Source organism: Streptomyces sp. NPDC031111 (genome assembly GCF_055570675.1).
Genome location: NZ_JBVIGS010000018.1, coordinates 177001 through 200196, shown reverse-complemented (window position 1 = coordinate 200196; position 23196 = coordinate 177001). Strand labels below are relative to the sequence as shown.

Annotated in this window: 17 protein-coding genes and 1 pseudogene; 8 read left to right on the top strand and 10 right to left on the bottom strand. The window is 72.7% G+C overall.

Annotated elements, in window-relative coordinates:
- Positions 1 to 4: 4 nt before the first annotated feature.
- The 3 genes from ACZ470_RS31340 to rpsO form a co-directional block, all read right to left on the bottom strand.
- The gene (locus ACZ470_RS31340) at positions 5 to 1384 is read right to left on the bottom strand and encodes a M16 family metallopeptidase (protein WP_468432660.1); all 1380 of its coding nucleotides are present in this window, start codon (positions 1382 to 1384) and stop codon (positions 5 to 7) included.
- Positions 1381 to 3627 (bottom strand): polyribonucleotide nucleotidyltransferase, encoded by a 2247-nt coding sequence (locus ACZ470_RS31335; protein ID WP_468432658.1) that lies wholly within the window; start codon positions 3625 to 3627, stop codon positions 1381 to 1383. The genes ACZ470_RS31340 and ACZ470_RS31335 overlap by 4 nt, the downstream gene beginning before the upstream one ends.
- Before the next feature lie 288 nt (positions 3628 to 3915).
- Positions 3916 to 4203, bottom strand: coding sequence for a 30S ribosomal protein S15 (gene rpsO, locus ACZ470_RS31330; protein ID WP_004924725.1), 288 nt, complete (start codon positions 4201 to 4203; stop codon positions 3916 to 3918).
- Between the two features lie 270 nt (positions 4204 to 4473).
- On the opposite strand from rpsO, the gene ACZ470_RS31325 reads away from it, so the two are divergent.
- Complete coding sequence (locus ACZ470_RS31325; protein ID WP_468432656.1) at positions 4474 to 4749, top strand: DUF397 domain-containing protein; 276 nt, start codon at positions 4474 to 4476, stop codon at positions 4747 to 4749.
- 406 nt (positions 4750 to 5155) lie between these two features.
- Positions 5156 to 8455, top strand: a complete 3300-nt coding sequence (locus tag ACZ470_RS31320; protein WP_468432654.1) for an SCO5717 family growth-regulating ATPase — start codon at positions 5156 to 5158, stop codon at positions 8453 to 8455.
- 75 nt (positions 8456 to 8530) lie between these two features.
- On the opposite strand, the gene ACZ470_RS31315 is transcribed toward ACZ470_RS31320, so the two are convergent.
- Complete coding sequence (locus tag ACZ470_RS31315; protein WP_468432652.1) at positions 8531 to 8977, bottom strand: Rid family hydrolase; 447 nt, start codon at positions 8975 to 8977, stop codon at positions 8531 to 8533.
- Between the two features lie 92 nt (positions 8978 to 9069).
- On the opposite strand from ACZ470_RS31315, the gene ACZ470_RS31310 reads away from it, so the two are divergent.
- From ACZ470_RS31310 to ACZ470_RS31285, 6 genes are all read left to right on the top strand, one after another.
- A complete protein-coding gene (locus tag ACZ470_RS31310; protein ID WP_468432650.1) occupies positions 9070 to 9573 on the top strand; it encodes a MarR family winged helix-turn-helix transcriptional regulator in 504 nt (167 codons plus the stop codon).
- A 199-nt stretch (positions 9574 to 9772) separates the two neighbouring features.
- A complete protein-coding gene (locus ACZ470_RS31305; RefSeq protein WP_468432648.1) occupies positions 9773 to 11635 on the top strand; it encodes an ABC transporter substrate-binding protein in 1863 nt (620 codons plus the stop codon).
- Positions 11636 to 11653: 18 nt separating this feature from the next.
- Positions 11654 to 12670: an ABC transporter permease gene (locus ACZ470_RS31300; protein WP_468432646.1), complete on the top strand. Its 1017-nt coding sequence runs from the start codon at positions 11654 to 11656 to the stop codon at positions 12668 to 12670.
- Positions 12667 to 13581 (top strand): ABC transporter permease, encoded by a 915-nt coding sequence (locus ACZ470_RS31295; protein ID WP_468432644.1) that lies wholly within the window; start codon positions 12667 to 12669, stop codon positions 13579 to 13581. The genes ACZ470_RS31300 and ACZ470_RS31295 overlap by 4 nt, the downstream gene beginning before the upstream one ends.
- The gene (locus ACZ470_RS31290; RefSeq protein WP_468432642.1) at positions 13578 to 14582 is read left to right on the top strand and encodes an ABC transporter ATP-binding protein; all 1005 of its coding nucleotides are present in this window, start codon (positions 13578 to 13580) and stop codon (positions 14580 to 14582) included. The genes ACZ470_RS31295 and ACZ470_RS31290 overlap by 4 nt, the downstream gene beginning before the upstream one ends.
- On the top strand, positions 14579 to 15562 hold the full coding sequence (locus tag ACZ470_RS31285) for an ABC transporter ATP-binding protein (protein WP_468432641.1): 984 nt from the start codon (positions 14579 to 14581) through the stop codon (positions 15560 to 15562). Before ACZ470_RS31290 ends, ACZ470_RS31285 begins: the two co-directional genes overlap by 4 nt.
- A gap of 446 nt (positions 15563 to 16008) precedes the next feature.
- On the opposite strand, the pseudogene ACZ470_RS31280 reads toward ACZ470_RS31285, so the two are convergent.
- The 6 genes and pseudogenes from ACZ470_RS31280 to ACZ470_RS31255 form a co-directional block, all read right to left on the bottom strand.
- Positions 16009 to 16152, bottom strand: a pseudogene (locus ACZ470_RS31280) (tannase/feruloyl esterase family alpha/beta hydrolase); the annotation flags it as partial.
- Positions 16153 to 17106, bottom strand: coding sequence for a bifunctional riboflavin kinase/FAD synthetase (locus tag ACZ470_RS31275; protein WP_468432639.1), 954 nt, complete (start codon positions 17104 to 17106; stop codon positions 16153 to 16155). It lies immediately after the preceding pseudogene.
- Between the two features lie 141 nt (positions 17107 to 17247).
- Positions 17248 to 21066 carry a trypsin-like peptidase domain-containing protein gene (locus ACZ470_RS31270; RefSeq protein WP_468432637.1) on the bottom strand — a complete coding sequence of 1273 codons (3819 nt, stop codon included), beginning with the start codon at positions 21064 to 21066 and terminating at the stop codon, positions 17248 to 17250.
- Between the two features lie 271 nt (positions 21067 to 21337).
- Positions 21338 to 22243, bottom strand: a complete 906-nt coding sequence (gene truB, locus ACZ470_RS31265; protein ID WP_468432635.1) for a tRNA pseudouridine(55) synthase TruB — start codon at positions 22241 to 22243, stop codon at positions 21338 to 21340.
- Complete coding sequence (rbfA, locus tag ACZ470_RS31260) at positions 22240 to 22689, bottom strand: 30S ribosome-binding factor RbfA (protein ID WP_468432633.1); 450 nt, start codon at positions 22687 to 22689, stop codon at positions 22240 to 22242. Before rbfA ends, truB begins: the two co-directional genes overlap by 4 nt.
- Before the next feature lie 48 nt (positions 22690 to 22737).
- Complete coding sequence (locus ACZ470_RS31255) at positions 22738 to 23031, bottom strand: DUF503 domain-containing protein (RefSeq protein WP_184829571.1); 294 nt, start codon at positions 23029 to 23031, stop codon at positions 22738 to 22740.
- Positions 23032 to 23196: the final 165 nt, after the last annotated feature.

Genomic DNA, 23196 nt, shown 5'->3' with positions numbered 1-23196 from the left:
GGGGTCAGGCGACGGCGTCGTGGAGACGGGACGCCTGCTTGTCCTTGATCGGGCCGATGACCGACAGGGAGGGGCGCCGGCCGAGGACGTCGCGGGCGACCGAGCGGACGTCGTCCGGGGTGACCGAGGCTATCCGGGCCAGCATGTCGTCGACCGACATCTGCTCGCCCCAGCACAGTTCGCTCTTGCCGATACGGTTCATCAGCGCGCCGGTGTCCTCGAGGCCGAGGACCGTGGAACCCCGGAGCTGGCCGATGGCGCGCTCGATCTCGTCGTCGGGCAGACCGTGCTCGGCGACCTGGTCGAGTTCGTCGCGGCAGATCTTCAGTACGTCGTGCACCTGGGAGGGCCGGCAGCCCGCGTAGACGCCGAAGAGTCCGCAGTCGGCGAAGCCGGAGGTGTACGAGTACACGCTGTAGGCCAGTCCGCGCTTCTCCCGGACCTCCTGGAAGAGGCGGGACGACATGCCTCCGCCGAGGGCGGTGTTCAGCACGCCGAGGGCCCAGCGCCGCTCGTCGGTGCGGGACAGGCCCGGCATGCCGAGGACGATGTGCGCCTGTTCCGTCTTGCGGCCGACGAGCTCGACCCGGCCGGCGGTGCGCAGCGCGCGCCGGCCGCCGCGCGGGGCGATCGGCTCGGCGTCGAGGTTCCTGAAGGCGCCGGCCTTCTCGAAGGCGGCGCGGACCTGGCGTACGACCTTGTTGTGGTCGATGTTGCCGGCGCAGGCGACCACGAGGTGGGTCGGGTCGTAGTGCTTCTTGTAGAAGCGGCGGATGCGGTCGGCGGTGAGGGCGTTGACCGTGTCGACCGTGCCGAGGACCGGGCGGCCCAGGGGCTGGTCGCCGAACATGGTGTGCGCGAACAGGTCGTGCACGCAGTCGCCCGCGTCGTCCTCGGTCATCGCGATCTCTTCGAGGATGGCGCCGCGCTCGACGTCGACGTCCTCCTCGCGGATCACGGAGCCGGTGAGCATGTCGCAGACCACGTCGATGGCGAGCGGCAGGTCGGTGTCGAGCACGCGCGCGTAGTAGCACGTGTACTCCTTGGCCGTGAACGCGTTCATCTCGCCGCCGACGGCGTCGAGGGCGGAGGAGATGTCCAGGGCGGACCGGCGGGAGGTGCCCTTGAACAGCAGGTGTTCGAGGTAGTGGGTGGCGCCGCCGAGGGCCGGGGTCTCGTCGCGGGAGCCGACGTGGGCCCAGATGCCGAAGGTCGCCGAGCGGACCGAGGGCAGGGTCTCGGTGACGATGCGCAGTCCGCCGGGGAGGGTGGTCTTGCGGACCGTACCGATGCCGTTCTGGCCCTTGATCAGGGTTTGGGTACGGGCGACGGCCCGCGCCTCCGAGGAGGTGCGGGCCGTCGTCTTGGAGCTACGGGACGTCACTTGTCGGCGTCGTCCTTCTTCTCCGCGGCGGAGCCGCTGTTGGATGCAGCGTCGGTGGCCTCTTCGCCCTCGATCACGGGGACGAGGGAGAGCTTGCCGCGGGAGTCGATCTCGGCGATCTCGACCTGGACCTTCTGGCCCACGCCGAGGACGTCCTCGACGTTCTCCACGCGCTTGCCGCCGGCCAGCTTGCGGATCTGCGAGATGTGCAGCAGACCGTCCTTGCCGGGCAGCAGGGAGACGAACGCGCCGAAGGTGGTCGTCTTGACGACCGTACCCAGGTAGCGCTCGCCGACCTCGGGCATCGTCGGGTTGGCGATGCCGTTGATCGTGGTGCGGGCGGCCTCGGCGGAGGGGCCGTCGGCGGCACCGATGTAGATCGTGCCGTCGTCCTCGATGGTGATCTCGGCGCCGGTGTCCTCCTGGATCTGGTTGATCATCTTGCCCTTGGGGCCGATGACCTCACCGATCTTGTCGACCGGGATCTTCACGGTGATGATCCGCGGCGCGTTCGGGGACATCTCGTCCGGCGTGTCGATCGCTTCCATCATCACGTCGAGGATGTGGAGGCGGGCGTCACGGGCCTGCTTGAGGGCGGCGGCCAGGACGGAGGCCGGGATGCCGTCCAGCTTGGTGTCGAGCTGGAGGGCGGTCACGAACTCCTTGGTGCCGGCGACCTTGAAGTCCATGTCGCCGAAGGCGTCCTCCGCACCGAGGATGTCGGTGAGGGTGACGTAGTGCGTCTCGCCCTCGATCTCCTGGGAGATCAGACCCATGGCGATACCGGCGACCGGGGCCTTCAGCGGCACACCGGCGTTCAGCAGCGACATGGTGGAGGCGCACACCGAGCCCATGGACGTCGAGCCGTTGGAGCCGAGGGCCTCGGACACCTGGCGGATCGCGTAGGGGAACTCCTCGCGCGTCGGCAGGACCGGGACCAGGGCGCGCTCGGCGAGGGCGCCGTGGCCGATCTCGCGGCGCTTCGGGGAGCCGACGCGGCCCGTCTCACCGGTGGAGTAGGGCGGGAAGTTGTAGTTGTGCATGTAGCGCTTGCGGGTCACCGGGGAGAGGGTGTCCAGCTGCTGCTCCATGCGGAGCATGTTGAGGGTGGTGACGCCCAGGATCTGGGTCTCGCCACGCTCGAACAGCGCCGAGCCGTGCACCCGCGGGATGGCCTCGACCTCGGCGGCCAGGGTGCGGATGTCGGTGACACCGCGGCCGTCGATGCGCTTCTTCTCCTTGATGACGCGCTCACGGACCAGGGACTTGGTCAGCGAGCGGTACGCGGCGGAGATCTCCTTCTCGCGGCCCTCGAACTCCGGCAGGAGCTTCTCGGCGGCGAGCGCCTTGACGCGGTCCAGCTCGGCCTCGCGCTCCTGCTTGCCGGCGATGGTGAGCGCCTGGGCCAGCTCGGGCTTGACAGCCCCGGTCAGCGCCTCGAGGACGTCGTCCTGGTAGTCCAGGAAGATCGGGAACTCGGCGGTCGGCTTCGCGGCCTTCGCGGCGAGGTCGGCCTGGGCCCGGCAGAGCACCTTGATGAAGGGCTTCGCGGCCTCCAGACCGGCGGCGACGACCTCCTCGGTCGGCGCCTCGGCACCGCCCTCGACCAGCTTGATGGTCTTCTCGGTGGCCTCGGCCTCGACCATCATGATCGCGACGTCGCCGTCCTCCAGGGTGCGGCCCGCGACGACCATGTCGAAGACGGCGTCCTCGAGCTCGGTGTGCGTGGGGAAGGCGACCCACTGGCCGCGGATCAGCGCGACGCGGACGCCGCCGATCGGGCCGGAGAAGGGCAGGCCGGCCAGCTGCGTGGACGCGGAGGCGGCGTTGATCGCCACGACGTCGTACAGGTGGTCGGGGTTGAGCGCCATGATCGTGGCGACGACCTGGATCTCGTTGCGCAGGCCCTTCTTGAAGGAGGGGCGCAGCGGGCGGTCGATGAGGCGGCAGGTGAGGATGGCGTCCTCGGAGGGCCGGCCCTCACGGCGGAAGAAGGAGCCGGGGATCCGGCCCGCGGCGTACATCCGCTCCTCGACGTCCACCGTGAGCGGGAAGAAGTCGAGCTGGTCCTTGGGGTTCTTGGAGGCGGTGGTGGCCGACAGCACCATGGTGTCGTCGTCCAGGTAGGCCACGGCGGAGCCGGCGGCCTGGCGGGCCAGGCGGCCCGTCTCGAAGCGGATGGTGCGGGTGCCGAAGGAGCCGTTGTCGATGACGGCCTCGGCGTAGTGGGTCTCGTTCTCCACTAGCGTTTTCTCCGTTACTTGTCGTCTTTCGTCCCTCCACGCCCGTGTGGCGGGGGGACGGGGACGGAGAAGCGCTCCACTGGTGCGGGCCGGTCTTCGATCGAAGCACCCGGGGTTCACTCTCCCGGGGGCCACTACCGAGGACCGGCGGCGGCGAGGTGCGCTTCTCCTCGTGCGTCGTTCGTCCTATTGCGTTGTGCTACCACACTACAAAGGTGCGGTGACAGTCCGCACGTACAGCAAAGGGAGCGGTCCCCTTTCTCCGGGAACCGCTCCCTTCACGGCGTCTTACTTGGCGCCCGCCGCACCGCGGCGGATGCCGAGGCGGTCGACCAGCGCACGGAAGCGCTGGATGTCCTTCTTGGCGAGGTACTGCAGCAGCCGGCGGCGCTGACCGACCAGGATCAGCAGACCACGGCGGGAGTGGTGGTCGTGCTTGTGGGTCTTGAGGTGCTCCGTCAGGTCGGAGATCCGACGGGACAGCAGAGCGACCTGGACCTCGGGGGAGCCGGTGTCACCCTCCTTGGTACCGAACTCGGAGATGATCTGCTTCTTCACTGCGGCGTCGAGCGACACGCGTACTCCTCATAGTCTGTGAGTGGCCACCGAGTGCCCCCGGTCTACTTCTCGGGGGATCTTCCGTGACTCGGAAGGCGGGGATCCGCTGGGCGCGGCCTCCAGGGCGAGGGATCGCTCCGGGGGCGCGTACACAAACGGCCGTCACTCAGGGTACCAGCCCGCGGGGGCCGTCCTTCCCCCGGTCCGCCGAACCGGCCGGGCGGGACGTCGCAGGCCACTAGGGTGAGCGCTCGGACCGTTCGTACGTCGGGAAGGGGTCGCTGCGGCATGGCGGAGACGGCTGACGAGATCAAGGCACGCAAGGAGCGGGAGAAGAACGAGCTCTACGCTCTCGACATCTCGGGCGTCGAGTGGCACAGCGCTCCGGGCACCGAGGAGCACGAGGAGCGGGTCGAGATCGCCTACCTGCCGGGCGGTGCCGTGGCCATGCGGTCCTCGCTCGACCCGGACACGGTGCTGCGGTACACCGAGGCGGAGTGGCGGGCCTTCGTGCTGGGGGCGCGGGACGGCGAGTTCGATCTGGAGCCGGCGCCGGGCGACTGAAGGGCTGCCGCGGTCTCCGGGTGATGTGGAGATGTGGCAACGGGCGGTGCGCGTGCGTGCCGCCCTTTTCCTTGTCCGCCCTTGTTCGTCAACGGGCGCTTGTTCAGGGCCGGTTGACGGTGTCCTGCGTTGGATGGACCAGGTGGCCCGCCTGTTGACCGTTGCATGGGTGTTGAGCGAGTTTGCCCTCTTAAGTAGCGAAATTTATACGGTCCTTGACCGCGGCGTGCGGGGCCGCGCGGCCCGTGCCGGAGGGCGGGCGGGGCTGACGGGGCGGGGCTACTGGTGATTAGGCTGGTACCCGGCGCGACGCCAGAACCCGTGAACCGGGCATCGGCGTCCTACGGGGAGGGCACATGGTCGCCCCCAGCACGCACGAGGGTGCTCGACCAATCCAGGAGGAACTGTGAGCAGCGACGGGGACGGGACGCGCGGGGGCTGGGCGACACCCGGCGATGGCCAGCCCGACGCGGAGTCCGCCATCGAGACGACGGGCGAGTTCACGATCGACTACGCGCCGCCGGCCTGGTACACGCAGAACGCTGCGGGGAGTTCGGAGTCGGGGGCGTCGTCCTCTTCTTCCGGTTCCGCGGGTTCGTCGAGTTCCTCCGCTTCTTCGTCCGCCTCCGGTTCGTCGCCCGCTCCGACGCCTTCGTCCGGTGGGCCCGTTCCGCCGTTGCCCGGGCTGACTCCGCCGCCGCACGCGGTGGGAGCCACCGGGCCGTCGTCCCTTCCGACGCCTCCGCCCGCGCCCGCGCCGGGGGCGCCCTTCACGCCGCCCGCGCCCGCGCCCGCACCGGGCGCCCCGTTCACGCCTCCGGCGCCGGCGCCGGGTGCGCCGTTCACGCCCCCCGCTCCGCCCGCGCCTCCGTCCGGGGGGCCGGTGGCCGTGCCCAGGCTTCCGGTGGGGAGCGGGTTCGAGCCGCAGCGGCCGGAAGCGAAGGAGGAGCCCGCGGACTCCGGTTCGGCATCCCCTTCGGCTGTGCCGAGCATTCCGGTCGGCGGGTTCGCGTCCCAGGGGTCGGCGTCCGGAGCCGAGGAGGCGCCGGCGGCCGGGGAGGAGCGGGCCGACAGCGGTGATCTGGAGAGCGGTGCCACGATCCGCTTCTCCGCCGCCGCGCTGAAGCGGGAGATGGCGGAGCGCGAGGAGGAGGCGGAGGCCGACGCGGAGGCGAGCGAGGAAGCGGCATCCGAGTCGGAGGCCGAGCCCGAGTCCGAGTCCGAGTCCGACCAGGCTCGACCGGTGTCCGACGACGAGGCCGTGGCCGACGGCAGCGAGGACGTCGACGAGGACGAAGGCCCCAACTCCGAGGACGTCACCAGCGACGACGACACCGAGGACGCCGAGTCCTCGGTGACCGACGTGGAGGACGACGCCGAGCCGGTGGAGCCGGAGGCGGAGCCCGAGGACGCCGTGCCCTCCGGGGACGTACCGGCGACGGACGAACCGGCGGCCGATGAGCCCGAGGACGCCGAGCCGGTGAACGACGCGGTACCCGCCGACGCGGCTCCCGCCGAGGCCCCCGAGGACAGCGCACCCCAGGATGCCGTGCCGGCCGTGCCCGACGCCTCGCCCGCCTGGACTCCCCCGCCGCCGGGCCTGCCCCCGGTGCCGCCGGCGTACCCCGCCGCACCTGCCCCGGCGGGTCAGTGGCCCGCTCAGCAGTCGACGGACACGGGCGCGCCGCAGCCCGCGGCCGCGCAGGACCAGCCGGCCGTACCCGCCCAGCAGCCGCCGTTCCAGCCGCAGGCACCGCAGCCCGCGCCCGCCGGCTGGGACCCGCCGACCACTCCGGCTCCGCCCGCCCCGTCGGCCGGCTACGGCTTCCCGCACCCCGGCGCACCACAGCAGCCCCCCGCGCAGCCCGAGACCACTCCGGCACCCAACCCCCAGGCGGGCTACGGCTTCCCACAGCCGGGTGCCGCCCAACCGACGCCTCCCCAGCCCGAGGCCACTCCCGCACCCAACGCACAGGCCGGGTACGGCTTCCCGCAGCCCGGTGCCGCCCAGCCGACCCCTCCGCAGGCCGGGTACGGGTTCCCGCCCGCCAACGCGAACGCGGCCGAACCGCAGCCCGAGACCGCCGTCCCCGCACCCAACCCCCAGGCGGGCTACGGCTTCCCGCAGCCGGGTGCTGCCCAGCCGACCCCTCCGCAGGCCGGGTACGGGTTCCCGCCCGCCGGCGCGAACGCGGCCGAACCGCAGCCCGAGACCGCCGCACCCGCGCCCAACCCCCAGGCCGGTTACGGGCTTCCGCAGCCCGGGACCCCGCCCGCGGGTCCGACTCCCCCGGCCCAGCCCGGCGGTTACGGCTTCCCCCAGCAGCCCGGTGTGCCGCCGCAGCCGCAACAGCCCGGCGTTCCCCCGCAGCCCCAGCCCCAGCACCCCGGTGTGCCGCCGCAAGGCGGGCTGCCCCCGCAGCAGCCCGTCGATCCGCGGGCCGGGGCCGCCTGGCCGCAGCCCATCCAGCACGACCAGCGGCAGCCGACCAACCCCGGTGCGGCGCCCCTCGGTTACACGGCGGCCGTGGAGCTCTCCTCGGACCGGCTGCTCAACAACAAGAAGCAGAAGACGAAGAGCAGCCGCCCCGCGGCCGGCGGGTCGCGCTTCAAGCTGGGCGGGAAGAAGGAGGAGGCGGAGCGGCAGCGGAAGCTGGAGCTGATCCGTACGCCGGTGCTGTCCTGCTACCGCATCGCCGTGATCAGCCTCAAGGGCGGCGTCGGCAAGACGACCACGACCACCGCCCTCGGCTCCACCCTGGCCACCGAGCGGCAGGACAAGATCCTCGCGATCGACGCCAACCCGGACGCCGGTACGCTCGGCCGCCGTGTGCGGCGCGAGACCGGGGCCACCATCCGTGACCTCGTCCAGGCGATTCCGTACCTCAACTCGTACATGGACATCCGGCGGTTCACCTCGCAGGCGCCCTCCGGTCTGGAGATCATCGCCAACGACGTCGACCCGGCCGTGTCCACGACGTTCAACGACGAGGACTACCGGCGCGCGATCGACGTGCTCGGCAAGCAGTACCCGATCATCCTCACGGACTCCGGCACGGGTCTGCTCTACAGCGCGATGCGCGGGGTGCTGGACCTCGCCGACCAGCTGATCATCATCTCCACGCCGTCGGTGGACGGTGCGTCCAGTGCCAGTACGACACTGGACTGGCTGTCCGCGCACGGTTACGCGGATCTGGTCTCGCGGTCCCTCACCGTGATCTCAGGGGTGCGCGAGACCGGCAAGATGATCAAGGTCGACGACATCGTGGCGCACTTCCAGACCCGGTGCCGGGGCGTGCTGGTCGTGCCGTTCGACGAGCATCTGGCCGCCGGTGCCGAGGTCGACCTGGACATGATGCGGCCGAAGGTGCGGGAGGCGTACTTCAATCTCGCGGCGATGGTCGCCGAGGACTTCGTCCGGCACCAGCAGTCGCACGGACTGTGGACCTCCGACGGCAACCCGCCGCCGGTCGCCGCCCCGCCGCTGCCGGGCCAGCCCTTCCCCGGTGGGCCGGTGCCCGGCCGGCCGCAGCACGGCCAGGCGGCCGTCCCCGGGCAGCCGGGCCCGTACCCGCAGCAGCCGCAGCCCGGGCAGCCCTACGCCCAGCCGGGACAGCCCCCGGCTCAGCCGGGCCACCCGTACCCGCAGGTCCCGGGCCAGTACTACCCGGGCCAGCCAGGGCAGCAGCCGCCCCCGCAGCAGTAGGGGCGTCTCAGGCGCACGGTAGGGGCGGGTCTCCCGGTGACGGGAGGCCCACCCCTTCGGCTGTTCGCGGTGCGGTCAGCGCTCGTGGCCGACGACGGCTGTGACGCGGATCTCGACGCGCATGCCCGGTGCACCCAGCGCCGCCACCCCGAGCTGCGTCCAGATGGGGGCACGCTCGCCCATGCGCCGGCGGAACTGGTCGACCATGACCCGGGTGTGGTCCTCGCCGATGGTGTCCGTGGCGCTGGGGATGTGGAACGAGTCCACGGCGATGACGTCGCGCCAGGTGGCACCCGCCTCGGCGAGGGTCCTTTCGACGTTGTCGAAGGCCCGGACGATCTCGTCCTCCAGGGCCTCCGGGAAGTTCGTGTCGTCGTCCCATCCCCCCTGTCCGGAGATCTCGACACGGTCGCCGACGCGCACCGCCTGGCTGTAGTGCAGAAGGTCCAGGTGCTTCGGTCCATAGCCGGGGGTGACGAAGAACTCCGGGGCACGGGAGACGTCCGTGGTGGTGCCAGACATGGGGAAATCCTCTCGATTGACTTCACGCATGAAGTGAACGTACCACGATTCACTTCACGCATGAAGTCATGACCGATTGGTAACCTGTGCGGATGAGCAGTGCCCCGACCCCGGACACCAGCGGTGCCACGCCCGACGACGAACCCCAGTGGCTCACCGCGGACGAGAAGGAGGCCTGGACCGGCCTGATCTCGCTCGTCCTGCTGCTGCCGGGGCGGCTGGAGTCGCCGCTCCAGCGCGAGGCCGGCCTCACGCTCTTCGAGTACCTGACCCTCAGCCACATCTCCGAGACCCCGGAGCACCGCCTGCGCATGAGCGAGCTGGCGTATCTCACGAACGGCTCGCTCTCCCGTCTGTCCAACGTCGTCAAGCGGTTCGAGGCGCGGGGGTGGGTCGAGCGCTTCCCCGACCCCGACGACGGCCGCTTCACCATCGCCGCCCTGACCGACGCCGGGTACGAGGTCGTCGTCGCGGCCGCGCCGACGCATGTGCAGGCGGTGCGCCGACTGGTGCTCGATCCGCTGACCGCCGCGGACCAGCGCGCCCTGGCCCGCATCGCCGCCAAGCTGCGGACGCGGCCGGTCGACCTGGCCTGAATCCGCCGTCAGGCGTTGGCCAGGAGTGCGTCAGTGGTCTCGACCAATGGGTGCCCCGGCGCACGTCAACTCGTTGTTTCCGCAGGCCACATGGGGTGCGTGCGCCGTTGACGCTCGCAGCCGTCGCTGATAGACACACACATCACTCATCTGATCAACCCGTCCTTTCCGTGCGAGCGATGACGCGAGGTCAGCGACCATGGTTACGAATGATCAGTACGGCGGTCCCCACCGCACCCCGGGCCGCACGCGGCTCGTCATGGCGGCCGGTGCCGCCGCGCTCACCCTCAGCGCCGGGCTCGCCACCCCCCTCAACCCGGCACCGCAGCAGGCACGGGCGGACGGTGACGGCGCCAAGGTGCTGACCGTCGCGGTGGCGCAGAGCGTCGACTCGCTCAGCCCGTTCCTGGCCGTGCGGCTGCTCACCACGAGCATCCACCGGCTGACCTACGAGTACCTCACCAACTACGACGCCGAGGACAACCACGTCATCCCGGGTCTGGCCACCAAGTGGGAGTCGTCGCCGGACAAGCTGACCTGGACGTACACCATCCGCTCCGACTCGAAATGGTCGGACGGGAAGCGGGCCACGGCCGAGGACGCGGCCTGGACGTTCAACACGATGATGAGCGACCCGGGCGCCGCCACCGCCAACGGCAGCTTCGTCGCCAACTTCGAGAAGGTCACCGCTCCGAGCCCCACGCAGCTGGTCATCCGGCTGAAGAAGCCGCAGGCCACCATGACGGCGCTGGACGTGCCGATCGTGCCCAAGCACGTCTGGGAGAAGGTCGACGACTACGCGAAGTTCAACAACGACAAGGACTTCCCCGTCGTCGGCAACGGCCCCTTCGTCCTCACCGACTACAAGGCCGACAGTTATGTGCGGCTGAAGGCCAACAAGGACTTCTGGCGCGGGGCACCCAAGTTCGACGAGTTGGTCTTCCGCTACTACAAGGACCAGGACGCGGCGGTGTCCGCGCTGCGCAAGGGCGAGGTGTCGTTCGTCGCCGGGTCGCCGTCCCTGACCCCGGCGCAGGCCGCCTCGTTGAAGGGCGAGAAGAACATTCACGTCAACGACGCCCCGGGCCGCCGCTTCTACGCGCTGGCCACCAACCCGGGCGCGAAGGCGAAGAACGGCGAGAAGATGGGTGACGGGCACCCCTCACTGCTCGACCAGCGGGTGCGCAACGCCCTGTTCATGGCGGTGGACCGGAAGACCATCATCGACAAGGTGTTCCAGGGGCACGCCGTCGAGGGTGCCGGCTACATCCCGCCGCGCTTCTCGCAGTACTTCTGGGAGCCGTCGGCCGATCAGGAGCTGGCGTACGACCCGGCGGAGGCGGCCCGGCTGCTCGATCGGGCCGGTTACCGGAAGAACGGCGACGGCCAACGCGTCGGCAAGGACGGCAGGCCGATCGACTACCGGGTGCTGTGCCACGCCACCGATCCGAACGACAAGGCGATCGGCCAGTACCTCGAGGAGTGGTGGGGCGACCTCGGCATCGGGGTCACGCTCAACTGCCTGGACAACGTGACCGACCCCTGGCTCGCCGGCGAGTACGACCTCGCCTTCGACGGCTGGTCGGTCAACCCGGACCCCGACTTCGTGCTCTCCATCCACACCTGTGCCGCGCTCCCCGCGACCCCGGAGGAGACCGGCGCGACCGACAACTTCATCTGCGACAGGACGTACGACGAGCTGTACGCCCGGCAGCTCGCCGAGTACGACCCCGGCGAACGGGCGGACATCGTCAAGCAGATGGAGTCGCGGCTGTACGACCTCGGGTACATGAACGTCATGGCGTACCCGAACGCGGTGGAGGCGTACCGCACGGACCAGATCGAGTCGATCACCACCATGCCGGCGAAGGCGGGCAACATCTACGGGCAGGACGGCTACTGGAGCTGGTGGTCAGCGGTGCCCGCGGACTCCGGTGACGGGGGCGGCGACGCGTCGTCGACCGGCGTGATCATCGGAATCGTGGCGGGTGTCGTCGTCCTCGCGGGGCTGGGGGCGTTCGCGGCGATGCGGCGACGGGCCACCGCCGAGGACCGCGAATAGGCCGGGTGAACGGGACTCATGACCGCTGACGCGACGTTCGCACGCGGCGGCCGTGTCACCGCCGCGTATCCGCGCCATGTGGCGGGCAAGGTGGCCGGTGCGGCCGTCTCCCTCCTCGCCGTCCTCGTCACCAGTTTCTTCCTCTTCCGGCTGATCCCCGGCGACCCGGTGAAGTTCATGACCGGTGGCCGTCAGGTCTCGGCCGAGCAACTCGCCGCCTACCGCGAGGAGTTCGGCCTGGATCTGCCGCTGTGGCAGCAGTTCACGGACTACTGCGGCAAGGCGCTCACCGGTGATCTGGGGACCTCGTACCAGTTCAACGCGCCGGTCCTCGACAAGATCACGGAGGCGTTGCCGAACACGCTGCTGCTCACGGGTACCGCCTTCGTCGTCTACACGGTGCTCGGCATCGTCCTCGGCACCCGGTCGGCGTGGCGGCACGGGCGGCTCGGGGACCGGCTCAACACGGGGCTGGCGCTGACGCTGTACTCCCTGCCGTCCTTCTGGCTGGGGCTGCTGCTGATCGTCACGCTGTCGGTGGGGATCGGCCCGCTGCCGGGGCTGTTCCCGACCGGTGGCATGGAGTCGGGCGGGGAGGAGGGCCTCGCGTACGCCGTGGACGTGGCGCACCATCTGGTGCTGCCGGTGGTGACGCTGGTGGCCGTGGAGTACGGTCAGACGCTGCTGGTGACGCGGTCGGCGCTGCTGGACGAGATGGGCAGCGACTATCTGACCACCGCGCGGGCCAAGGGGCTGCGCGACGACCTCGTACGGCGCCGGCACGCCCTGCCCAACGCGCTGCTGCCGACCGTGACGCTGATCTTCATCAACCTCGGACGGACGGTGGCCGGGGTGATCCTCGTCGAGACGGTCTTCTCCTGGCCGGGGCTCGGCGGGCTGTTCTACCAGGCGCTGAGCGTGCCCGATCTGCCGCTGGTGCAGGGGCTGTTCTTCGTGTTCGCCGCCGCGGTGATCGTGATGAACACGCTGGCCGATCTGATCTATCCGCTGTTCGATCCCCGGGTGGGCCGATGACGACCGAGAAGATCCCGGCCGTGCGCCCTGGCGCCATGGCGTGGCAGCGGCGCCGGGCGTCGGCCGCGCGTTTCTGGCGCAGGTACCGCACCCACCGGGCCGGGCTCTTCGGGCTCGCCACGCTCGCGCTCTTCGCGCTGCTCGCCCTGGCCGCCCCGCTGCTGGTCGGCTCGGACGTGGACGACGTGACCGACGCGCCGGGCGACCCGCTGGAGCGCCCGAGCGCGGAACTCCCCTTCGGCGCGGACCGGTTCGGGCGGAACCTGCTCGGACTGGTGATCTGGGGCGCGCGGGTGTCGCTGCTGGTGGGGCTGCTCGCGGCGGTGCTGTCGGTGGCGATCGGCACGGTGATCGGGGTGACCTCGGGCCACTTCCGCGGCTGGTACGCGACGGTGATGATGCGGATCACCGACTGGTTCCTGGTGATGCCGACGCTGGTGCTGGCGATCGCGCTGGCCACGGTGATGTCCCGCTCGCTGCTCACGATCGTCGTGGCGATCGGGGTGACGACCTGGCCGACGACGGCCCGGCTGGTGCGGGCGCAGACGCTGGCCGTGGAGACACGGCCGTACATCGAGCGTGCGCGGGCGCTGGGCGGCGGGCACTGGCACATCATGTCCCGGCACGTGCTGCCCAATGTGATGCCGCTGGTGCTGGCGCAGACGACGCTGATCATCTCCTCGGCGATCCTCGCGGAGGCGACGCTGGCGTTCCTGGGGCTCGGCGACCCGACCGTGGTGTCGTGGGGCGGGCTGTTGCAGGACGCCCGGGAGGCGGGGGCGGTCAGCGCCGGGCACTGGTGGTATCTGGTGCCGCCGGGCATCGCGATCGCCCTGGTGGCACTGGCGTTCACGCTCTGCGGGCGGGCCGTGGAGTCCGTTCTCAACCCCAGGCTGGGGGTGTCCCGTTGAGTCTGCTCGACGTCAGAGGGCTGACGGTCACGTACGAGGGCGGGGCGGCGGCCGTGCGCGGGGTGGACCTGCGGCTGGACGCGGGCCGCAAGCTGGGCATCGCCGGGGAGTCGGGCTGCGGCAAGTCGACCCTGGCGCTGGCGCTGCTGCGGCTGCTGCCGGCGGGGACCCGGGTCGGCGGGGAGGTCCTGCTGGACGGCGAGGACGTGCTGGCGATGAAGTGGGGCCGGGTACGGGCGGTCCGCTGGGCCGGGGCCTCCATCGTGTTCCAGGGCGCGATGCACTCCCTCAACCCCGTGCGGCGCGTCGGTGACCAGATCGCCGAGCCGGTCCTGCTGCACCGGAGGGCGACCCCGGCCGGGGCGCGGCGGAGGACCGGGGAACTGCTGGAGCACGTCGGTCTTCCGGCCGCCCGCGCGACGGCCTACCCGCACGAGCTGTCCGGCGGGCAGCGGCAGCGCGTCATGATCGCCATGGCGCTGGCCTGCGACCCTCGGCTGATCATCGCCGACGAGCCGACGACCGCGCTCGACGTGATGATCCAGGCGCAGATCCTGCGGCTGATCGAGCGGCTGGTCGCGGACCAGGACGTCGGGCTCATCATGATCAGCCACGATCTGGCGGTCCTCGCCGGCACCTGCGACCGGCTCGCGGTGATGTACGCGGGCCGGGTGGTCGAGGAGGGGCCGGCGGGGCAGGTGTACGAGTCCGCCCACCACCCCTACGCCCAGGCGCTGTCGGCCGCGTTCCCGCGGATCGGCGACCCGGCGTCGCGCTTCGCCCCGCGCGGCCTGCCGGGCGATCCGCCGGACCCGTCGGCGCTGCCGTCGGGCTGCGCGTTCCATCCACGGTGCCCGGTGGCGCTGGACTCCTGCGCCACGCAGGACCAGCCGCTGCGGGACGCGGGACCGGAGCGGGGCGCGGCGTGTGTGCGGGTCGTGGACGGCACGGGCCCCGGCGAACCCGATCCCCTGGAGGAAGCGAGGCCCACCACCCCATGACCAGCTCTCCCCTCCTCAGCGCCCAGGGCGTCCACGTCGCCTTCCCCGGCCGGCACGGCGCCCCGGACGCCCGGGCCGTGGACGGTGTCGACCTGGACATCCGCCCCGGTGAGATCGTCGCCCTGGTCGGCGAGTCGGGCTGCGGCAAGACGACGCTGGCCCGCGCCCTGCTGGGCCTGGTCGAGCCGACCGCGGGACGGGTCACCTTCGACGGGCGTCCGCTGGCCTACTCCGCCCGCTCGCTCAAGGCGTACCGCAGGCGGGTGCAGCTGGTGCTCCAGGACCCGAGCGGCTCGCTGAATCCCCGGCACACGGTGTACGACGCGGTGGCCGAGGGGCCCCGGATCCACGGTCACGCCGGTGACGAGCGGGCCGCGGTCGCGGACGCCCTGTCCCGGGCGGGGCTGCGGCCACCGGAGCGTTTCTTCCTGCGGTACCCGCACGAGCTGTCCGGCGGTCAGCGGCAGCGCGTGGTGATCGCGGGCGCGCTGGTGCTGGAGCCCGAACTCCTCGTCGCCGACGAGCCGGTGGCCTCACTCGACGCGTCCGTACGCGGAGAGATCCTGGCCCTGCTGCTGCGCCTGCGCGCCGAACTGGGCCTGTCCGCGCTGGTCGTCACGCACGACCTGGGGCTGGCCTGGAACATCGCCGACCGGGTCGCGGTGATGTACCTGGGCCGGATCGTCGAGACCGGGGCGGTGGAGCAGGTCCTGACCGCGCCACGGCACCCGTACACCCGGGCCCTGCTGTCGGTCCTTCCGGAGGCCACGGGCGAGCCGGTGATCCTCACGGGGGAGCCCCCGGACCCGTCCCGCGTGCCCTCCGGCTGCCGCTTCCACGCCCGCTGTCCGATCCTGGCGGGCGGTGAGGCGGAGGCGGCGGGGGTGGCGGAGGCGTGCCGGGCCAAGGACCCGGAGATCCTCGACGGAAGCGGCACGGCCCAGGTGGCGTGCCACTGGGCACACGCGGGGGCGGACTGACCGGGCTCCGGTCGGAGGCGCCCGCGAGGTCGAGTCGTCCTCTCGCGGAGGACGGTGCGTGCTCTGACAGGGCCGGGCTGATCAGTCCTGCTCGGGCGTCAGCCCGGTGCGGCGCGTGGCTGGCCAGGCACCACGAGGCAGGGCCCGGGGGGACGTCCACGAAGTCGCGTCGTCCGCCCGGAGGACGGCTCCCGGCGTCCGGCGCCCGCTCTCGCGGTGCCGGGCCGACGCCCCCGTACTGGTCGGTCGTATGCGGGCGTTCGCCCGGCGCGGCGCGTGGGGGGCACCTCCCGCGCCCCAAGAGCCGCCTCGTCGGTCGGGTCGGAGCGGGGAGCGGCGTCCGGTGCCGTGCGTCGCTAGGCGGAGGAGGGAGTCGATGCGCGGGCGACCCCCGGGAATCGGCGAGTGCCCTCCCTGTCCACGTCGAGGTGGAGTCGACGCCGCTGGTCGACGCAGCTGTTGCCCTTGTCCGTCGACGCGTAGGCGCAGCCCCGTGCCGGCACCTGGTCGGAGATCGCCCTGTCGGTCGCGTACTGCCTGCGGTTGCCCGGCGCGCCGGTGACGACCAGCCCGCCGTTCCAGGAGCCCGGCTAGGGCTTCTCCGCCGCGGCGACCAGCTGCTTGCAGCGCTTGACGTCCTCGGCCATCTGGTCCAGCAGCGCATCGAGCGTGTCGAACTTCGCCTGGCCGCGCACGAAGGCCAGGAAGTCGACGGCGACGTGGAGGCCGTACAGGTCGAGGCCGACGCGGTCGATCGCGTACGCCTCGACCGTGCGCTCGGTGCCGTCGAACTGGGGGTTGGTGCCGACGGAGATCGCGGCCGGCATGGCCTCGCCCTGCGCGTGCAGCCAGCCGGCGTAGACGCCGTCGGCGGGGATCGCGGTGTGCGGGAGCGTCTCCACGTTGGCGGTGGGGAAGCCCAGGTCGCGGCCGCGCTGGGCGCCCCGGACGACGACGCCCTCCACCCGGTGCGGGCGGCCGAGGATCTCGGCTGCGCCCTCGACCTCGCCCTCTCCGACCAGGCGGCGGGTGAGCGTCGAGGAGAACGGCTCGCCGCCGCCCGCCGCACCGGACACGTACAGGTCGACGACCTCGACGTCGAAGTCGTAGACCTCGCCCTGCTCGGCGAGGAACTCCACGTTGCCCGCGGCCCTGTGGCCGAAGCGGAAGTTGGGGCCCTCGACGACCGCCTTGGCGTGCAGCTTGTCGACGAGGACCTTGACCACGAAGTCGGCGGCGGACAGCTTCGAGAACTCGGTGGTGAAGGGGAGGATCAGGACCGCGTCGACGCCCAGCTCGGCCATGAGCTCGGCGCGCCGGTGGTGCGGGGCGAGCAGCGGGGGGTGGCTGCCGGGGCGGACGACCTCGCTGGGGTGCGGGTCGAACGTGACGACGACGGCGGGGACGCCCAGGGCACGGGCGCGGTCCACGGCGTGCCGGATGATCAGCTGGTGCCCGCGGTGCACTCCGTCGTAGGAGCCGATGGTGACGACGCTGCGCCCCCAGTCCTGGGGGATGTCCTCCAAGCCACGCCAGCGCTGCACTGTGCCTGCTCCTTGTCGAAACCTTGTCGAACGAACCCGAGTCCGTGGACTTCTCTGCGCGACTCTAAGGGTGCCATGCCGCATGCCGGGGGCCCGCATCGGTAGGGGGAGTCTGTGACGGGGTGCACGTGCCGGCCCAGGTCATACGGGAACGGCCCTGCCTGACATGTCCCCGATCGTCCGTCGGGTCTCCGCCCCCACGAGCGGGACCCACTCGCGCGGGGCGTCCGCCAGCCAGCCGGCCACGGCGGCGGCGAAGCCCGGCACATGGCGGGCCAGGTCGGCCAGGCAGCGGTCGAGGCGGGCGGCGCCCTCCGGGGTGCGGACGAGGAGCAGTCCGGCGCGGTGGACGAGTACGCGCGGTTCCGGACCGGGGTTCCGGGCGGCGGCCCGCACCACCGCCTCCAGGACGGAGGCGTCGGACTCGCGGGCGAGCAGGGCGTCCAGCAGTTCGCGGCGCAGCGGGCGGGAGTCCGGCGTCCCCGGGGCGGCGAGGACACCGGCGAGGGCCAGGCGGAGGGGATGCGGGCCGCCGTCGAGCAGGCCGGTCAGCAGGGTGCGCTGGACGGCACGGGCGGCGGGGCCCCGGTCGAGTCGTCCGTCGGCGTACGCGGCGACGTGGCCCGTCAGCTCCGGCCGCCGCTCCACGGCCTCCCGCACGAGTGCGGCCACCGGGCGGGCCAGGGCGGGTGTGACGGCGTCGGCGAGGGCGCGCAGCGTCTCGCCCGCGTCCGCGTCCCCCAGCCTGGTCCGGAAGGCGTCGAGGACGGGCTCCGGGTGGGTTTCGAGGGCCGCGGTCAGCGCGCTCGGCGGCAGGTGGGGGTCACCGGCCGTGAAGCGTTCCAGCGCCCGCGGGAGGTGTCGGTCCCTGCTGTCCGGGTCGCGGACGAGAAGGGCGAGCGCGCCGCCGTGCAGCTCCCGGTCGGCGCTGCGGACGAGCACGGCGAGCGCCGCGTACCTCAGCAGGGTGCGGTCGGCGTGGTCACGCGCGTACGGCGCGACCCGCTGGCCGTGGGCGATGGCCGCGGCACGGCGCGCGGGCCGTTCGTCCCTGGCCCACCGGTCGACGGCCCGGCACATCGCCGCGGGCTCCTCCTCCGACAGCACGGTGAGCAGCTGTTCGGCGCGCCGGTGCCCGCTGTCGGCGAGCACCTCCGTCAGCGCGTCCGGGGCCGCGTGCCGGTGGGTGTGCAGCAGCGCCTGCGCGGCGGTCGCCACGGTCGCGTGCGGGGTGGCGGGCAACGGCCGGTCGTCCTCGAACCAGCGGATCAGATACGGCAGTACGGCGACGGGGTCGGCGGCGAGCAGGTGGGCGGCGGCGTCGAGGAAGCGGGGCCCGTTCTCGCACGGGGGGCCGTCGGCGTGGACGAGTCGGCGCAACAGCGCGCAGAGCGCTTCCGGGGGCAGCCGGAGGGCGGTCCAGAAGTCGGGCACCAGCTCGGCCGGCACGGCCCGTCGCTGCTCCCGCCAGGCCACGACGCGGTCGGCCAGCAGCCGCAGCACGTCGGTGTACGGGGTCGCGTCGGGCACCCGGGCGAGGGTCCCGGCGAGGAGGCGGGCGGCCCACCAGGAGTCCGGGTCGGCGTCGAGGGCGTGCACCAGGTCCGTGAGCCGCGAGGCGAGCCGCCGGCTCCCGTGCCGCCGCGCGAGGAACAGCAGGGCTTCGACGACGACACCGACGCGGTGGTGCGGGACGGGGGTGACGGCTGCCGCTTCGGTGACGCGGGCGGGCAGGAGAGGGCGGTCGGCCGCGGCGGAGTCGACGGCGAGCGGCCTCGGGCGGCCGTCGGCGGTTCCGGCGGTGATCGGACCGCCCTCGCCCGGTGCCGCACCGCTCCGGCCGAGTGCCTGCGTCGGGAGAGGACCGTCCTCAGCGGGCCGCCGTCCGGTGTCGGCGACGGCCCAGGGATCGGGACCGGCGACGGTCCAGGGGTCGTGGGCGGCGGCAGGCACGGCGCGACGCCCGGCGCCGGGACCGGCCCGGTCGCCGGACAGCGGGAGGGAGCCGGCGGCGCCCCGCCACGGGCCGGAACCGGCCGCGCCGGACCTGTGGCCGGGCGGCGGCCCCGTGCGGCCGTCCTGAACGGCCGGGGCGGCGGGGACGGCGCGGGTGTGGACCAGGGCGCGCAGGGCGTCGTCCACGTCGAGGTGGGTGCCCTGGAGCCAGTCGGCCAGCTCCTCGTCCGCGAAGCGGTAGCCGGTCGTCCCGGCGGGGACGAGGAGGCCCTCGGCGAGGACGGCCGAGGCCCAGCCGGTGCCGCCGCCGAGCCGGTCGGGCGCCGGCCCTCGGGGGAACACCGCTTCGAACGACTCCCGGTCCAGCTCCCCGTGCCCGGCCCCGAGGCTGCGCCGGGCGGCCTCGTGCACCTGCCCGGCGACCTTGGCGGCCAGCCGGCGCACGGCGGTGCCGCGGAGCCCGTTCCCGGCGGCGAGGCGGTCGGCGATCCGCAGGCACGTCAGGTCCAGATGGGCGGAGAACACGTCGTCGCGGTCCACGGCGGTGTCGGCTAGGACCACCGGGATCTCCGAGAGCATCCGCAGGGTCAGGGGGTGGCGGGCGTCGGCGTCGGCCAGTGCGCCCTCGGGGATGCCGTGACGGGCTCGCACCTCGCGGGCCTCCTCGGCGGTGAGGTCACCGAGCGGCACACACGCGGGGAGCCCGCCGGCCCTGCCCGCACCCGTGTGCAGCAGTTCCGCCGGGAAGAGCGCCCCGGCCCCCTCCCAGTACTCCGCGCGACAGGCCACGACCAGCAGCGCCCCCGTCGCCCGCAGCCACCGCACGGTCCCGGCGGTCCACTCGGCGAGGCGGTGGGCCGGGACGGGCGGCATCTCCTCGGGGCCGTCGAGGAGCACCAGCAGGGGGCGACCCGAGGTGCGGGCGAGCCCGGCGAGGCGCTCCGTGTCGAGGTCACCGAAGTCGTCCGGGGTGGCGGGGAACGACGGGGCGCGGGAGGCGGCGACGACCGCGGCGGCCCGCTCCAGGGCCCGGCGGACGGCGTCCGCGACGGAGCCGTCGTCCTCGCGCAGGTCGGCGCCGCGCAGCCGCAGCGTGGGCCGCCCGGCGCGGTGGCGGCGGGCGGCGAGCGCCGCCAGCTCCGTCGTACGACCGCTGCCGGGCGGTCCGACCAGGCCCAGTACGGCGGCCCCGCCCCGCTCGAAAGCGGCGAACTCCGCGCCGACGGCGGACCGTTCGACGGGTTCCACGGCACGGGTCGGCCCGTCCCCTCCCACCGACGCGGCGGTGAGCCGCACCAGCCCGGCGAGGTTGAGTTCGGCGCCGTAGGCCGGGACCGTCGCCGCGTTCTCGGCGAGCAGCTCGGCCAGCGGGCCCTGGGCCGGGGACGGCGGAGGCAGCGGTACGGCGAAGCCCTCGTCGCGGGTGTCGGAGCGGAGCGCGGTGCCGAGCACGCCGAGCACCGTGCCGGTGGCGGCGTCGAGCACCGGGCCCCCGGCGGCGCCGCCGCCGAGGCGCAGTGCGTCCCGGCCCGCGGTGCCGACCGCCAGTTCCAGGACACCGGCGATGGGGTGCGGGCGGTCGGTGGCGGTGTAGGTCACGGAGCTCGTCCCCAGCACGCGCGCCTCCCGCCAGCCGCCGGCGGCGATCCGTACGTAGGTGCCGGGCCGGACGCCGCCGCGCCGCGCGGTGACCGGCAGCGGTGCGACGCCGAGCCCCTCGGTGCGGACGAGGGCCAGGTCGAGCGCGGGCAGGGGGGTGACCGCGTCGGCGGTCACCACGCACTGGCGGCCGCCCGCCGCGTGCAGTACGAGCCGGGGCAGTCCGTCGACCGCCTCGTGACTGGTGACCACGGTTCCGTGGTGGTCGGCCACGAAGCCCGTACCGCGCGGCCGGCCGGCGAGATCGTGGACGCGGACCAGGACGTCGTCGGTCCGGTCACCGGTGGGATCCGGGAGGTCGCCCGGGTTGTGCCACCTCGGAGGGGGTTCGTCCTGGGACGGCATCGTCGCGCCTCCCGCCGTGCATCCGTGCCCTTGTCCGTGACAGTAGGGCCGGGATGATCAGCGGGACCAGATCACTCGGCGAACGCGCCCCCTTCCACTCCCCCGCTTCACTCCGAGCGCCCGCACTTACGGGTGAACAGACGGGGGTGGATGGATAACCCTAGGGGTGGGGGAACCGAGGGGGGACCGTGGAGCGGCGGCATGTCCATCCCCGTGACGCCGCTCCACGGACGGACCCGCGGACCCCGTGGCCCGTCGGTCCGCCCGTCCGTCAGCCGAAGACGGCCAGGCTCTTCGCCTTGCCCCGGTGCTCCTCGACGAGGGCCAGGAACCGTCCCTCGGGCCCGAACACGGCCACGGCTCCGGAGCCGGCGTACTCCTCGGGCATCTCCAGCCGCACCCCGTTGGTGAGCAGCTTGGCCCGCCGGGCGTCGACCTCCCAGCGCGGGAAGGCCGCCGTGGCGGCCTCGGCGATCGGCATCACCGTCAGCTCCTGCTGGAGCTGGTCCAGCGTCCGCGCGGAGTCCAGCTTGTACGGGCCGACCCGCGTGCGGCGCAGCGCGGTGAGGTGACCGCCCACGCCCAGGTCGGCGCCCAGGTCGCGGGCGAGGGCGCGGATGTACGTACCGGAGGAGCAGACGACCGACACCACCAGGTCGAGCACCGGGGTGCCGTCCTCGGCGACGGCCTCCCGGACGTCGTACACGGAGAACGAGGACACGGTGACCGGCCGGGCCGGGATGTCGAACTCCTCGCCCTCCCGGGCGCGCTTGTAGGAGCGCACACCGTTGATCTTGATGGCGCTGACCCGGGAGGGCACCTGCATGATGTCGCCGGACAGCTTGGCGACGCCGGCGTCGACGGCCTCGCGGGTGACCCCGGAGGCGTCGGTGGAGGAGGTGATCTCCCCCTCGGCGTCGTCGGTGAGCGTGTTCTGCCCGAGCCGTACGGTGCCGAGGTACTCCTTCTCGGTCAGCGCGAGGTGCCCGAGGAGCTTGGTCGCCCGCTCGACGCCGAGGACGAGGACGCCCGTCGCCATCGGGTCGAGGGTGCCGGCGTGGCCGACGCGCCGGGTGCGCGCGATGCCGCGCATCTTGGCGACCACGTCGTGCGAAGTGAAGCCCGACGGCTTGTCGACGATGACAAGGCCGTCGGGCGTGGTGTGCTTCTGGGTCATTCGGCGGTGTCGTCCGTCTCGTCGTCGTCCGGCTTGCGGTACGGGTCGGCGTCGCCGGCGTACTTGGCGCCCGCGGACGCCTCGCGCACCTTCTCGTCGGACTGGCGCGCCCGGTCGAGGAGGTCCTCGATGTTGCGTGCCGTGTCGGGCAGCGCGTCCATGACGAAGGTCAGGGTCGGCGTGAACTTCACGCCCGCCGCCCGGCCCACCTCGGAGCGCAGGATGCCCTTGGCGCTCTCCAGACCGGCCGCCGCGGACTTCCGCTCCTCGTCGTCCCCGTACACCGTGTAGAAGACGGTCGCCTCCCTGAGGTCACCCGTGACCCGGGTGTCCGTGATGGTGACGTGCGAGCCGAGCCGCGGGTCCTTGATCCCGCGCTGCAGCTTCTGGGCCACCACCTCTCGGATGAGGTCCGCCAGCCTTTTCGCCCGCGCGTTGTCGGCCACTGGTCCGTCTCCCGTTCTTTCCTGTCTGCGTTCTCAAGAGGTTGGTCGTCAGTCGTCTTCGCCGTGGAAGCGCCGTCTGACGGACAGCAGCTCCACCTCGGGGCGCCCGGCGACCAGCCGCTCGCACCGGTCCAGTACGTCGCTCAGGTGACCCGCGTCACCGGACACCATCGCCAGTCCGATGATCGCCCTGCGATGGAGGTTCATGTGATCCACCTCGGCCGCGCTCACCGCGTATTTGCGCTGGAGCTCGGCGACGATCGGGCGGACGACGGAGCGCTTCTCCTTCAGCGACCGTACGTCGCCGAGGAGGAGGTCGAAGGACAGCGTCCCCACATACATGTGTGCAACCGGTTCACCCGCCGGTACGGGATCGATGCCCCGCCATCCGTGGTGGGCAGGGACATCAGAACCGTACAACGAAGGCGGCACGGCGTTCGACGGATATTGCGCCCACCGGACCGCTCCGCCGTCCCCGCACACACGAGCCGGCCGGCGGGACCGCGG